Genomic DNA, 13025 nt, shown 5'->3' on the forward strand with positions numbered 1-13025 from the left:
TGCTACCCGCCGGGTGACGTGCGTCCGCAATAAAGCGCGGCAGGGCGCTCCTAGCCAAACAGGGACCTCGTCGCCAGAAACAACAGGGACGGGCACAAGAGGCAGCCAAGTCCCGTGTAAAAGGTTGCCGTCACGGCGCCGTAGGGGACCAGCTTGGGGTCTGTCGCCGCCAATCCTCCCGCGACACCGCTTGTCGTGCCCATCAACCCGCCGAACACGAGTGCGGTGCGGGGGTTGTCCAGACCGATATACCTGGCGACAAACGGCGTCCCGATCATCACTAAAATCGATTTTACCAATCCGGCCGCTATGCTCAAGGCAACGACGTCCGAACTGGCCCCGACGGCCGCTCCGGTCACCGGTCCCACTATGTACGTGACGGCGCCGGCACCTATCGTCGTCAAGCTGACCGCATCCGTATATCCGAATGACAGCGCTATCAACACTCCGACTAAAAAAGAGATGACAACTCCCAGAAACAGGGCGACAACCCCGCTCACTCCGGCCCTTTTCACTTCATCGAAGCTGGCGCCAAAAGCGGTTGCCACAATCGCAAAGTCGCGCAGCATCCCGCCGCCCATCAAACCAATCCCGGAAAAAAATGAAACGTCAGCGAGCCCTTTTTCGCCGCCTGTAGTGATACCCCCCAGGTAAGCAAGAATGAGTCCGAATATGATGGCGATTGCGGAGCCGTGAATTCTTCCCTTGGTGAGTTTGCCGGAAATCTGATAGGAGATGTACATCACGATCCCAATGACCGCAAAAGCCGTTACGAGTCCATTGCTTTTAAAGATGGAAAGAAGCATGTCCAGCATGGTTATGCCTCCTCTACTTCGTTAATAAACTCCTGTTTTGCCTGCCCGATCCTGCTTACGACCGGTACCAGGGCAGCACAGACGACGGTTGCGCCGACACCGGCCAGCAGTGCCACCGGCCCGCCTTTTACCGCCGCGACTACATTCTGCTGGGAAGCCATCGCGACGACGATCGGAATGTACATGGAACTCCAAAAAGACAGCCCTTCCTGTGACTTGATGTTCAACTTGTTCTTTTTCGACAAATAATCGACCAGCAATACCAACATCAGCATCGCGATGCCAACACCGCCGACATTGGCTTTCACCCCGACGAGCTTTCCCAGCAAATCCCCGAGGAAAACCCCCACCAGCATGCAAATGGACAGCAGTGAAACCCCGTAAATGACCAACCGCAAACACCTCGCTTCAGCGTTTTTATTCGTTGATCGCAAGTAGGCAACGCCCTGTTCTGTGAAAAGAGACGTTAATCTACTGTCGACATTATACTTAAGACAATAGTAGTGGGATGACAGAAAAATTGCAATTATTTTCGTAAAATATAAAAAATATTGAATCGACGAATTTTACAGGTTATAATTTAACCGACAGTCGACAATTTTCATTTCGTTCATTCTATTTGAAGGAGGTATTGCATGAGTACTCTGGACTTGAGTAAAAACGCTCTCTCCAACAGAATTGCGGAACACATTACAGAACAGATCATTACCGGCGAATTAAAGCCAGGGGAAAAATTGATCGAGAATACGTATGCGGAAGAGTACGGCACGAGCAGGGCGCCGGTCCGAGAGGCCATTTTTCTGCTTTCGATCGAAGGTCTTGTCGAAAGAATCCCCAGAAAAGGCGCTGTCGTCAAAGGATATACCGAAGCGGAAATCTATGATTTGCTCGAAATCCGCACCATGCTGGAATCGCTGGCGATGAAGCGAATCGAAGAACACGGTGTGGACACCGAAGTAATCGAAAAAATGGACCAGGTTCTCCAAGAGATGAAAGACGAAAAAGCGATCAAAAAGTACACACAGTACAATTACGCGTTTCACATGTGCCTGATTGAGATGAGCAAAAGCCAAGTGATCAAAAACGTCTATTCCCGACTGGAACTGCCTCTTCAGCGGGTTCAGAGCCTCTCGTTTGCGAACGAGGGGAAGATTGAAAAGTCGGTTTCTGAACATTCCATTATTGTCCGGATGCTGAAAGACGGCAAGATTGCCGAGGCGGCCCGCATCCTGGAAAAACACAACAGCGATGTGATTGAGAGTATCCAGAAATCTTTGGCCAAGGCGGCCTGGTCCGGCCATGACCTGTTTTAAGCCGCCGGAAGAGCCGCGGGCCATTTTATTGGAGGGATTATGAGCGTCGTATTCACGTTTCCTGGCCAGGGTTCCCAAGAGCCGCATATGCTTCGCAGCATGCCCCGCCATCCGGTGATTGCCGGGACGCTTCAAGAGGCGAGCGATCTCCTGGGTGAGGACCTGCTTTTACGGGACACCGAGGATGCGCTCAGGTCGACTGTTGCCGTCCAGGTAGCGCTGCTTGTCTCCGGAGTGGCTGCTGCCCGTGCGCTGCAGGCGGAAGGAGCGCGAGCCGATTGGGCGGCGGGTCACTCAGTTGGGGCCTTCGGCGCCGCAGTCATCGCCGGTTCGCTTGATTTTCCCGCTGCGCTGACATTGGTGAAATTGCGGGGTGAACTGATGGAAAACGCCTTTAGGCAAGGATATGGCATGGGGGTTGTTTTGGGGATTCCGCAGCAAAAGCTGGAAAACATCGTTGCGAGGACTTTCTCCCGCGAAGAACCTGTCTATCTGGCCAACTACAACGCGCCGGATCAGATCGTGGTAGCCGGGTCTGTCCAGGGTATAGAGAGGGTGCTGGCAACCGCCCGGCAGGAAGGGGCAAGAAAGGCAGAACGACTGCAGGTGAGCGTTCCCTCCCACTGCCGTTTGCTCGAACCCGTAGCCGCCAAACTGGCAGATGCGCTCAAACAGGTACCGTTCCGCAAGCCGGCGATTCCCTACGCCTCAAACCGGACGGGCCGCACCCTGCTGGATCCGGAAGCGATCAGGGAAGATTTGGCGCTCGGCGTCTCCCACCCGGTGCGCTGGCATGAGGCTGCCTCGCTGCTGGTTGAACGGGGAGCCCGCTTGTTTATCGAAATGCCACCCGGGCGCGTTTTGACCAACCTGGCGAAGACCGCTTTTCCTTCCATTCGCTCGGTCTCGGCAGCCGACAGCGGCCTCAAGACTTGCTGCATTCTGGCCAACCGGTTCAAGGCAAACGATTAACATGTGAAAGGAGAAGGATACCGTGCACCGAGACAATCGAACTGCCCAAAGTGAACGCTCATGGACCACTCGCCGCGATGCAAAGGCGGCACGGGTAGCCAAGCTGGAAGGAATTGCCCACGGGCGGGTCATCCCGACCGAAAGCATCGTCCAGGCGCTGGAAGCGCTGATCGCCCCGGGAGATCGGGTGGTGCTGGAGGGAAACAACCAAAAGCAGGCCTCGTTTCTGTCAAAGGCCCTGGCCCAGGTTGATCCCAGCAAAGTCAACCATTTGCACATGATCATGTCCAGCATCTCCCGGCCGGAACATTTGGACATTTTCGAACAGGGCATCGCAACAAAAATCGATTTTTCCTACGCCGGCCCGCAAAGCCTGCGCATCGCGCAAATGCTGGAGGACGGCAAGCTGACGATGGGAGAAATACATACCTATCTGGAATTGTACGGAAGGCTGTTTATCGACCTGATCCCCTCGGTCGCCTTGGTCGCCGCAGACAAGGCAGACCGGTCCGGCAATCTGTACACGGGCGCCAACACTGAGGAAACACCTACCCTAGTTGAAGCCGCTGCCTTTCGCGACGGGATCGTGATCGCGCAAGTCAACGAACTGGTGGAGGAGCTGCCCCGCGTGGACATCCCCGGCTCGTGGATCGATTTTGTCGTTGTGGCCGACAAGCCCTACCAACTGGAGGCACTGTTTACGAGAGACCCGCGTCACATCACAGAGATTCAGGTGCTGATGGCGATGATGACGATTCGCGGCATTTACGAGCGCCATGGTGTCCAGTCGCTGAACCATGGAATTGGCTATAATACGGCGGCGATCGAGCTGCTGCTTCCGACATACGGAGAATCGCTGGGGTTGAAAGGTAAAATCTGCAAGCACTGGGCGCTCAATCCTCATCCCACCCTGATCCCGGCGATTGAGAGCGGCTGGGTCGAAAGCGTCCACTGTTTTGGGGGAGAAGTCGGGATGGAGAGGTATGTCGCGGCTCGGCCGGATGTCTTCTTTACCGGGCGCGACGGCAGCTTGCGTTCCAACCGGGCGCTCTGCCAGGTCGCCGGCCAGTACGCTGTCGACCTGTTCATCGGCTCGACCCTGCAGATGGATCGGGACGGCAATTCCTCGACAGTGACGAGCGGCAGGCTGGCCGGGTTCGGCGGAGCGCCCAATATGGGGCACGATCCCCGCGGCCGCCGCCATTCTACTCCCGCCTGGTTAAACATGATCACTTCGGACAACCCGCTCGAGCGGGGGAGAAAGCTCGTCGTGCAGATGGTGGAGACCTTCCAGACGGGAAATTGTCCCGTATTCGTGGAGGAGCTGGACGCAGTTCAGGTGGGCCGTACCGCTCATTTGGCTGCCGCTCCGGTGATGATCTACGGAGAGGACGTCACCCACGTCGTGACGGAGGAAGGCATCGCGTATTTGTACAAGGCAAGCAGCATGGAGGAACGCCGGCAAGCGATCGCGGCGATCGCCGGCGTGACGCCGATCGGGATACAGCATGACCCCAGAGCGACAGAGCGGCTGCGCCGGGAGGGAATCATTGCCCTGCCGGAGGATTTGGGAGTCCGCCGGACAGATGCCAAGCGCTCGCTGCTTGCCGCGAAGAGTGTAGAAGAGCTGGTCGAGTGGTCGGGGGGGCTGTATCAGCCGCCGCTCAAATTCCGCAGTTGGTAAAGGGAGGGAAGCGAAGTGGTTTGGACCAGTGCCGCACAGTGCGGCGAATACCTTGCCAGTCAGGCCGTCGCCGCCCTCCTGGAGGAAGCCCGGCTCACACCGAAGCCCGGCCTTGTAGATGAAGAGAGCACGGGAGCCCACGAGGACCTCAACATCGATCTGATGATTCGTTCGGCGACCGCCCTGGAAGGAACGTTTGCCGAGATCGGCTTTACAGCTTGCCGGCGAAACCCTGGCCAGTTGCTGCGCGAGGAGATCGCCGAGATTGGCCGCAAGGGGGAAAAGATCATGTTGGAGGCGACCGGCGGCTCGAATACCCATAAGGGGGCGATCTGGGCGATTGGCCTGTTGACGGCTGCCGCTGCGATGCACGAGCCGGGGGCGTCTCCGCTTGAAATCGCCTCCACTGCGGGAAAGCTCGCCTGCTATCCCGATCGTTACGCTCCCAGGCAAAGTTCAAACGGGTCTCGCGTGCAGCGCCGCTATGGTGTGGCAGGCGCAAGGGGGGAGGCCCAGCAAGGGTTCCCCCATGTAATACGCATCGCCCTGCCGACTTTGTACCGGGCGAGGCAGCGCGGTGTTTCGGAGCCGCAGGCCAGGCTGGATGCGCTGGTTGCGCTGATCGCCAATCTGGATGACACGTGCCTTTTGCATCGCGGCGGGATGGAAGCGCTGCTGGCCGCGAAAGAGAAGGCTAACATGATCCTGGCCACGGGCGGCGTATCGACCCGCATCGGCTGGAAATTGCTACGGGCGCTGGACGAAGAGCTGTTGGCCCGGAATGCTTCTCCCGGTGGCAGCGCAGATCTGCTGGCTGCCGCACTCTTCCTCGACCGGCTGCATGCGGGAAGCGGCGGCGGCCCAGTCGTCCCGACGAGAAAAGAAGCGTACGCAAGGCAAGTATAACGCGATGTACGGAGGTGTTGAGTATGGAGACCTTCACGTTCGAATTTCCCGCGACCAAGCGGCTGCAGGGGCGGGCCCATGTAGGTGTGGTTGGCTCCGGCGATTTGGAAATCCTGCTGGAACCGTCGACAGAGCCCCGCACTCGTGTCGTGATTCGGACCGGGTGTACAGGATTTCAAGAGAAATGGCGCTTGGTATTGGAGCGTTTTTTGACGGCGAATGACGTGGCGGCAGATATCCAGGTGAACGATTTTGGCGCAACGCCAGGGGTTGTGACGTTGAGGCTGGCGCAGGCATTGGAGGTGAGCCAGGGCAGATGAAACACAGGGAAAGCTTTGTCGAGCTGGATGCGCGAGAACGGGCGCGAGCGGTGCTGGATGAAGGCACCTTTCGCGAGATTCTCGGTCCCTTTGACCGGATGGAATCACCCCATTTGGAGCCCCAGGGGATCGTCCCGCAGAGTGATGACGGAGTAGTCGTAGCGCGAGGGAAAATTGGCGGGGTATTCGCTGTGGTCATCTCTATCGAAGGAAAGTTTCAGGGAGGCGGCATCGGGGAGGTAGCCGGGGCCAAGATTGCCGGAGCGCTGGAGCTGGCGCTGAAAGACAACGAAAACGGCGTAAGCACGCGTCCGGTCCTCCTGTTTGATACCGGCGGCGTGCGGCTTCAGGAGGCCAATTACGGCCTTTTGTCGATTGCCGAGATCCAAGCGGCGATCGTCGCCCTGCGCAGGCATGTCCCGGTCGTCGGCGTCATCCCGGGGAAAATCGGATCCTTTGGCGGAATGTCGATCACCGCCGGCTTGCTGAGCGCCCTGATCATGACGCGCGAAGGCAGGCTTGGCTTAAATGGCCCGGAGGTGATCGAACAGGAAGCGGGGATCGAAGAGTTTGATTCTGCAGACCGGCAGTTGATCTGGAACACCATCGGCGGAGCGCAGCGCGTCGCCACAGGATTTGCCGATGAGCTGGCGGCAGATGATGTCACGGCCATCGCCGAAGCGATCCGGGCGGTTTTTGCCAGGGGAGTCCGGGAAACGCCGCGAAGTGCCCAAGTGGAGCTGTACCGCTCGCTCTTAAAAGCCGTGGATCCCGCACAGCCGCTACATACGGAGATATTCCGGGAGATTTGGCAGCAAAGGCAGGGCGCAGGCAAAAAAGCGTCCGGCAAAGCTGCTGAGCCTGACCGCGGAAACGCCCCGCCAAGCAGAGGGAGAACCTGGTTTCAGATGCTGACAGTCGGGTGCGAGCCAATTGCCGGGGATGTCCCGTCTGTACGATGTGCCGATGCGACCTTGGGAGGAGAACGCGTCCGCTATATTGCGGTGGTCCCGGACCCGGACAGTCGCTTTCCCAGAGCGCGTCAAGGAGAAGTCGGCCTGGAAGAGGGCTGGGCCATTGCCGAATACATCCGCCAAGCGATGGAGGCCGATCAAGCGGGAGAGCGCCGCGCGATTGCAGCCATCGTCGATGTGCCCAGCCAGGCGTATGGCTATCGCGAAGAACTGCTGGGGATTCACCTTGCGTGCGCAGCGGCCGTCGATGCGTATGCGACCGCCAGAGAGCTCGGGCATCCGGTCATCACCCTCGTTGTCGGCCATGCCATCTCGGGGGCCTTTTTGTCCCACGGCATGCAAGCCAACCGGATCCTGGCCTTGGATGACGAAGGGGTGCATGTGCACGTCATGTCCAAGCAGTCGGCTGCAAGGATTACCCGCCGCTCCGTTGCGGAACTGGAGGAGGCGACGAAAAAAGTGCCGGCGATGGCCTATGACATCCGTTCCTTCGCGACGCTCGGAGCGCTGCATGAGCTGATCGGCGGCGTCAATGCCGATACACCGGGAGACGAGGACCGCGCATTGGTGCAGGATAAAATAGCCGAGGCGATCAAGAGCACCCGTTTTGCCCCCCGCGATCTGCACGTGCGGCTTTCTTCAGAGGCGGCTTCGCGGGGCGGGCGGACCGCTTCCATACAAGTGCGCAGGATGTTGGCCGAACAGTGGAGGTAAGAGCGCATGATCTGCTGCAGTTCAGGGATGCCGAGGATTTGATCGCACCCCGGCCTCTGCCTGAATGGGTCGGCGAAGCGGTGATGTTCGCTCCCTTTGCCGTCGTCAGGCGGGCTCCCGTCGAACACGGCAACATCCCTGTAGGCATCCGCGGCCCGGCCCGGAATCAGCGGTTTGCGGCTTTCCTGCCGCAGTCCGCAGTGATGAGACAGATTACGCCCGTACAGTTGGCCCGGCAGCGGGGGTGGAGACAAACTCTGCGCGGCAAACAGGTCAAGGCCCTGCGCGCACTTGATTTTGTCGATGAGTCTTGCCGGACCCATCAGCTTTTATGGGGGCCGGCGGGCAGTGTCGGATTTGAACTGGCCAGCGGTTTGCCCGTCGTCTCAGCCGAGAGTGACCTGGATGTGGTCATTCGCGTGCCGTATTTTTTGCCAGTCGGACGTGCCAGACAAATCGCCGATGACTTTTCACGCGCTCCGGTGAGGATCGACGCCCAGATCGAGACGCCAAGGGGTGCCATTTCATTACTCGAGTATGCGCGCGGGGACATGCCGATTTTACTGCGGACGTTGGCGGGGCCTGTGCTTGCGGACAATCCATGGGAGTGTTGAGGAAGACAACTCCAAATGATTAAAACGGAACAGAGAGCCTCGGGATACAGGATATTCCACGGGGCTCTCTGTTTTATCAGGCTGCTGAGCTTTTTCTCTGTTGATTCGCGAAGGGGGAGCAGCACTCAGTTCCCGGCGGAACATCCTTTTCCCTACTAAAGTTCGCACGGTCGGGGCGTAAATTGTGATAAGCTCATGTTTCACTTTTCAGAATAATCTGTTGACAGTTCACCTGATATCCAATATATTGGTTTTATGAAAATGAATTCTATCAAGCCGATTGCCCGTCCCACGCTGCGGGAACAGGTGTATCACCAGTTAAAGGCGGCGATCATCACCCTGGAATTGGAGCCCGGCCAGCGAGTGAAAGACAGTGAACTAGCGGCCCGGTTCGGGGTGAGCCGAACGCCGGTGCGGGAAGCGTTGAAACGGTTGGAAGACGAGGGACTGGTGGAAACCGCTCCCGGTTCTCTGACCCGGGTGACCCAGTTATATGAACAGGAGGCGAAGCATGCATTCACTGTTGTTGCTGCCCTGCACGCCCTGGCGGCGCGGCTGGCCACACCATTGTTGGAGCAGGGCGACATCCTGCTGATGGAGCGCTGCAATGCGGCGCTGGAACAGGCGCTCGAGGCGAAAAACATCGTTGGAGCAGTGGAAGTAGATGACCAGTTTCACGACATCGCTGTACAAAAGACGGGAAACCGGGAGATCGTGCTGGCACTGGAGCGAGTTTTGCCCAAAATCCGGCGCCTCGAATTCGCAAAATTCGGAACGCTGGAAGGCAGCACATCAGTTGAACAGCACCGGGAGATCCTGCGGGCCATCGAGAGCGGCGAGAGCAAAAAAGCGGCGGATCTGGTGGAAGAAAACTGGCTTAGTCTCGGCAGGTTGTTGACAGGAGACCGAATCTGGTAAAACAAGTTTGAAAGGGGATACGAAATGAATCCGATGACGAAACAGGTTGAGGTTCACGATCCGGGCATCCTGCAGTGGGCCCGGGAGATCATTGAGCAGTGCCCTTCGCCTCGCTTGATGCAGCAGGAGGTCATAAACGCCGTAACCAGAAATGCACTTTGGCGCGGGGAGGAGTGCCTGAATCTGCTGGCACCGGAGGCGCCCACCAGTCCCACCGTCCGCCGTCTGCTTTCCGCGGAGGTGGGCATTCGCGCCGCCGAAGGGAACATCGGACCGGAACAAAGGTGGTTCGCAGGCACCCGCTACATCGATGAGATCGAAGCCCTCTGCGTGGAACTGCTGAAAAAAGTCTTCCGGACAAACTACGCCGACCATCGCCTGGTGGCGAGCATGATCGGCAACATGACCGTGTATGCGGCGATGACGCAGCCGGGAGACAGCATCATGAGTCTCACCCAGCCGTTTGGCGGACATTCGAGCAATCGCATGGACGGGCCTGCCGGCATTCGCGGGCTGCATATCTGGGACGTCCCGATGGACCCGGTGGAGCTGGAAGTGGATCTGGACGCTTTCGCAGAGGTTGCCCGCAAAGTGCAGCCAAAACTGGTCACACTGGGCGCTTCCATGACGCTCTTCCCCTTCCCGTTGAAGGAGATGGCGCAAGTAGTGGCCGAGTGGGGCGGAAAAATCGTGTTTGACGGCGCGCATCAGCTTGGCCTGATCGGCGGCGGCCAGTTCCAGGATCCGCTGGGCGAAGGAGCCGTCGTGATGATCGGTTCGGCCGGCAAGACCTTCAGCGGGCCGCAAAGCGGGATTATCGTCTGGAACGATCCGGCCTTGACCAAGCCTTTAACCGATACCATCTTCCCCGCGCTGGCCGCGACCCATCAGGTAAACCGCGTCGCGGCACTGGCCGCTGCCGCCGCGGAGTTTCTGGCCTTCGGAAAGGAGTACATGGCACAGATCGTCGCCAACGCCCAGGCGCTCGGCAAAGCGCTGCACGATCAGGGTATCCCTGTCCTCGGGGCACATAAAGGCTTTACGCGGACGCATCAGGTCATCCTGGACGTGAAAGCGTTCGGCGGCGGCTATCCGGCGGCGACTCGTTTGGCCAAGGCCAATATCATTACAAACAAGAACCTGATTCCGGGCGACCGTCCGGAAGATTGGGACCATCCCAGCGGCCTGCGGATGGGAACGACGGAAGTGACCAGGCTCGGCATGAAGGAAGCGGAGATGGAAGTGATCGCCGACCTGATCGCCCGTGTACTGGTGAACAAGGAACAGCCGGAAGCCCTCAAACACCAGGTGATGGAATTGAGGTCGTCGTTTCGCGAAGTGCAATACTGTTTCGATGAGTAAAATGTAACCAACTGTTCACCGGAAAAGTGACAAGAATCACAGTCCCGCTCAGGCGATTCCTGTAGAGTGAAGGAGGAAGAATAGTTGAGGAGGCATCGCGATGAGCGGGAATACCTACAAGCCAAAGCTGGACGTCAGCGATTGGCAGCTGACCAAAGAGAGCGAGTACGAACAGATTTTATCGATAATATCACCTGAACTTCACACGTTCGTGGCTGAACATGCACAGCTCGGCAAGAAGATGGACCAGGTGCGGGCCGGCTATTCGGAGAAAGCGTATGCCGATGCGCTCAAAAGTATCGGAGAGGAGCTGGATCAGCACTTTTGCTACGAGGAAGAATTTATCCTGCCGCGGCTTGGCCATCACATCCTGAGCCGGGAAGCGGGGCCGATCAAGAAACTGATACAGGAGCATCAAGTCATTCGCAACCGCTATGCCGAAGCGCTCGAACTTTACCCGCAGCGGGACGAAGAGTCCGTTCGCGATCTCTTTATCCAGAAGATGAACCTGCTGGCCTACCTGCTCAAGAAGCACATTGAAAAGGAAGATCACTACTTTTTTCCGATGGTCAGTCTGATCTTGAACGAGCAGGAGAAAGCGGAGATTGCCGCTTTGGTCAAGCGGGAAACGGCGGCATCGCAACGGGTCTGAAAGAGAAGACCACCTTTCGCGGCACTTGTACGTGCGGTGCGAAAGGTGGTCTTTGGCGTTCGGCGGCTTATCTGCTGCCAACCGCCGCTTTCAACTTGCTGAGCAGTTCCCGGGCAGCGCGTTCACCCGTTTCCACCGCGCCGTTCAAATACCCTTGATAGTCGATGGAAGTGTGTTCGCCGGCGAAGTGACAATCGCCCTCCGGTTCTCCTTCGATGCCGGCAAACTTGGTGTATTGGCCGACGCGGTAATACGAGTAGGAACCTTGTGTCCAGCGGTATCCCGTCCAGTAGTCCAGCGTCGCTTTTCCGTTCCACTTGGCGGTCAATCCGGGCAGCACCGGCTCGATTTGCCCGAGAAACTCTTTGGCTCGCGTCTGTGTATCCCCCCGGTTGAAGCTCTTCCCGATATCGCCTCCGGTAAAATCGACCAGAATGCCGGACTTGCCGGGCTGGGCCCGCGTCACTTCCCAGGTGCTCTGGTAGCCCGTATCGGAGTATGTCAGGCCGTTGCAGTGGAGCGCCTCCCAGTGGCGGTCGGTGAACTGGACAGCCAGCTTGGTGTTTGTACCCATGCCGTATTCCTGAATGGCCGTCATCTTCAATGGACGAAATCCGGCTTTGCCGATGTCCAAATGGCGGAGGATGGAGAAGGGGATGGCGAGAACCACCAGATCGGCTGTGACGTCTTTGGTTCCGCTTCCCTTGTCAAACGAGAGTCTGTAAGTGCCGTCGGAGTTCTTTCGGATCGCTGCCAGCGGCGTTCCTGTGTGGATTTGATCTTTCAATTTCTCCGCCAGGCGGGCAGGCACCTGATCGTTGCCGCCGCGGATGTGGTACCGTTCATCGGATGCGCCGAACAGCTCGAAGCGGTTTTTTTCGGAGTCGCCGAGCAGATACAGCAGATTGAGTGCGCTTTGGTCGCTGGATTCGCCGCCGTACTCGATATTGTAAGCCACGTCCAGCAGCTTGCCGAATTGGGATTTGCGGCCTCCCGGGACGCTCTCGTCGATCCAGTCGAGTATCGACATGTGATCCAGTTGGTACCCCCGCGGCGTGTAGCTGTTATACAAGGTCGGGTAGTCAGCGTCATCTACGTCTGCCTGCAGCTTGTCCCAAATTTGCCTGAACATTTGGGCGGCTTTCCGGAAGGGGTACGTCGTCTGATTAAAGTAGAAGAAGGGCTCATGGCCTTTCTTTTCTGCCGCCAGCAGATCGTCGAGCTCAAGGCCCAGCTCCGCGGCCAGCTCGATGAGCGCGGTGTGGTCCGTATCGATCAGCTCACCGCCGTGTTCGGCGACCTGTCCGTCGGCAAAATGATTCCTGATGCTCCAGCAGCGGCCTCCAACGCGGTTGGATGCCTCATAGAGCTGAGCGGTATATCCGGCTTGCTTTAGCCGGTAGGTGCACGCAAGGCCGGCCAACCCGGCACCAACGACCACGATCCGCGGTGCGGTCGCGGCATTCACGGTCTGGGAACCGAGACTCCAGATCGTTGGCGGTACGGCCAGTGCCGCCGCTGTCAGCAGGGAGTGCTGCAAAAACTCTCGCCTGGAGATCCCTTTTTCCAGACGCTCTGCGATGACCTGGTCAATCTCGACATGTCGGGCGGACGCTTCTTTTGCAATGGATGCTGCTGCCTTTAATTGCCGCATGAAAGGCGTTCGGGCCATTCTATCAAGCTCCTTATCTGAATAATATAATAATTACGACTATTATAATCTGCTTTTTTGATTTTTTCCACAGATAATGGCTGCTTGCAGGTTTTCTTTTATGAGGTAA

13 protein-coding genes are annotated in these 13025 nt (G+C 57.9%); 10 read left to right on the forward strand and 3 right to left on the reverse strand.

The genetic code is table 11. From position 1 onward, the window contains the following. Positions 1-50: 50 nt before the first annotated feature. Both madM and madL read right to left on the reverse strand, forming a co-directional pair. Positions 51-815, reverse strand: a complete 765-nt coding sequence (gene madM / locus HGBM_RS02130) for a malonate transporter subunit MadM (RefSeq protein ID WP_019119457.1) — start codon at positions 813-815, stop codon at positions 51-53. 2 nt (positions 816-817) lie between these two features. Further along, on the reverse strand, positions 818-1207 hold the full coding sequence (madL, locus tag HGBM_RS02135) for a malonate transporter subunit MadL (protein ID WP_019119458.1): 390 nt from the start codon (positions 1205-1207) through the stop codon (positions 818-820). A gap of 243 nt (positions 1208-1450) precedes the next feature. On the opposite strand from madL, the gene HGBM_RS02140 reads away from it, so the two are divergent. The 10 genes from HGBM_RS02140 (at position 1451) to HGBM_RS02185 (ending at position 11244) form a co-directional block, all read left to right on the forward strand. Continuing rightward, positions 1451-2128, forward strand: a complete 678-nt coding sequence (locus HGBM_RS02140) for a GntR family transcriptional regulator (RefSeq protein ID WP_019119459.1) — start codon at positions 1451-1453, stop codon at positions 2126-2128. 39 nt (positions 2129-2167) lie between these two features. Then, positions 2168-3100 (forward strand): malonate decarboxylase subunit epsilon, encoded by a 933-nt coding sequence (mdcH, locus tag HGBM_RS02145; RefSeq protein ID WP_019119460.1) that lies wholly within the window; start codon positions 2168-2170, stop codon positions 3098-3100. A gap of 22 nt (positions 3101-3122) precedes the next feature. Beyond that, positions 3123-4784 (forward strand): malonate decarboxylase subunit alpha, encoded by a 1662-nt coding sequence (gene mdcA, locus HGBM_RS02150; RefSeq protein ID WP_019119461.1) that lies wholly within the window; start codon positions 3123-3125, stop codon positions 4782-4784. Between the two features lie 15 nt (positions 4785-4799). After that, positions 4800-5690: a triphosphoribosyl-dephospho-CoA synthase gene (locus HGBM_RS02155; RefSeq protein WP_019119462.1), complete on the forward strand. Its 891-nt coding sequence runs from the start codon at positions 4800-4802 to the stop codon at positions 5688-5690. Positions 5691-5713: 23 nt separating this feature from the next. Beyond that, positions 5714-6010, forward strand: coding sequence for a malonate decarboxylase subunit delta (locus tag HGBM_RS02160; RefSeq protein ID WP_019119463.1), 297 nt, complete (start codon positions 5714-5716; stop codon positions 6008-6010). Then, a complete protein-coding gene (gene mdcD / locus HGBM_RS02165; RefSeq protein ID WP_019119464.1) occupies positions 6007-7698 on the forward strand; it encodes a biotin-independent malonate decarboxylase subunit beta in 1692 nt (563 codons plus the stop codon). Before HGBM_RS02160 ends, mdcD begins: the two co-directional genes overlap by 4 nt. Next, a complete protein-coding gene (locus HGBM_RS02170) occupies positions 7689-8312 on the forward strand; it encodes a malonate decarboxylase holo-ACP synthase (RefSeq protein WP_019119465.1) in 624 nt (207 codons plus the stop codon). The genes mdcD and HGBM_RS02170 overlap by 10 nt, the downstream gene beginning before the upstream one ends. A 255-nt stretch (positions 8313-8567) precedes the next feature. Next, on the forward strand, positions 8568-9230 hold the full coding sequence (locus HGBM_RS02175; RefSeq protein WP_035286203.1) for a GntR family transcriptional regulator: 663 nt from the start codon (positions 8568-8570) through the stop codon (positions 9228-9230). Between the two features lie 24 nt (positions 9231-9254). After that, positions 9255-10592: a serine hydroxymethyltransferase gene (locus HGBM_RS02180; protein ID WP_019119467.1), complete on the forward strand. Its 1338-nt coding sequence runs from the start codon at positions 9255-9257 to the stop codon at positions 10590-10592. A 100-nt stretch (positions 10593-10692) separates the two neighbouring features. Beyond that, on the forward strand, positions 10693-11244 hold the full coding sequence (locus HGBM_RS02185) for a hemerythrin domain-containing protein (protein ID WP_019119468.1): 552 nt from the start codon (positions 10693-10695) through the stop codon (positions 11242-11244). Between the two features lie 67 nt (positions 11245-11311). On the opposite strand, the gene HGBM_RS02190 is transcribed toward HGBM_RS02185, so the two are convergent. Next, complete coding sequence (locus HGBM_RS02190; RefSeq protein ID WP_019119469.1) at positions 11312-12916, reverse strand: flavin monoamine oxidase family protein; 1605 nt, start codon at positions 12914-12916, stop codon at positions 11312-11314. Between the last annotated feature and the right edge of the window lie 109 nt (positions 12917-13025).

This window comes from Brevibacillus massiliensis (genome assembly GCF_000311785.1).
Classification (GTDB): Bacteria; Bacillota; Bacilli; order Brevibacillales; family Brevibacillaceae; genus Brevibacillus_C; species Brevibacillus_C massiliensis.

Excerpts from the sequence above, each read along its gene's own strand:
- HGBM_RS02140 (WP_019119459.1), top strand. The coding sequence starts at position 1,451 with ATGAGTACTCTGGACTTGAGTAAAAACGCTCTCTCCAACAGAATTGCG.
- HGBM_RS02190 (WP_019119469.1), bottom strand. The coding sequence starts at position 12,916 with ATGGCCCGAACGCCTTTCATGCGGCAATTAAAGGCAGCAGCATCCATT.
- HGBM_RS02160 (WP_019119463.1), top strand. The coding sequence starts at position 5,714 with ATGGAGACCTTCACGTTCGAATTTCCCGCGACCAAGCGGCTGCAGGGG.
- mdcH (WP_019119460.1), top strand. The coding sequence starts at position 2,168 with ATGAGCGTCGTATTCACGTTTCCTGGCCAGGGTTCCCAAGAGCCGCAT.
- HGBM_RS02180 (WP_019119467.1), top strand. The coding sequence starts at position 9,255 with ATGAATCCGATGACGAAACAGGTTGAGGTTCACGATCCGGGCATCCTG.
- mdcD (WP_019119464.1), top strand. The coding sequence starts at position 6,007 with ATGAAACACAGGGAAAGCTTTGTCGAGCTGGATGCGCGAGAACGGGCG.
- madM (WP_019119457.1), bottom strand. The coding sequence starts at position 815 with ATGCTGGACATGCTTCTTTCCATCTTTAAAAGCAATGGACTCGTAACG.
- HGBM_RS02185 (WP_019119468.1), top strand. The coding sequence starts at position 10,693 with ATGAGCGGGAATACCTACAAGCCAAAGCTGGACGTCAGCGATTGGCAG.
- HGBM_RS02175 (WP_035286203.1), top strand. The coding sequence starts at position 8,568 with ATGAAAATGAATTCTATCAAGCCGATTGCCCGTCCCACGCTGCGGGAA.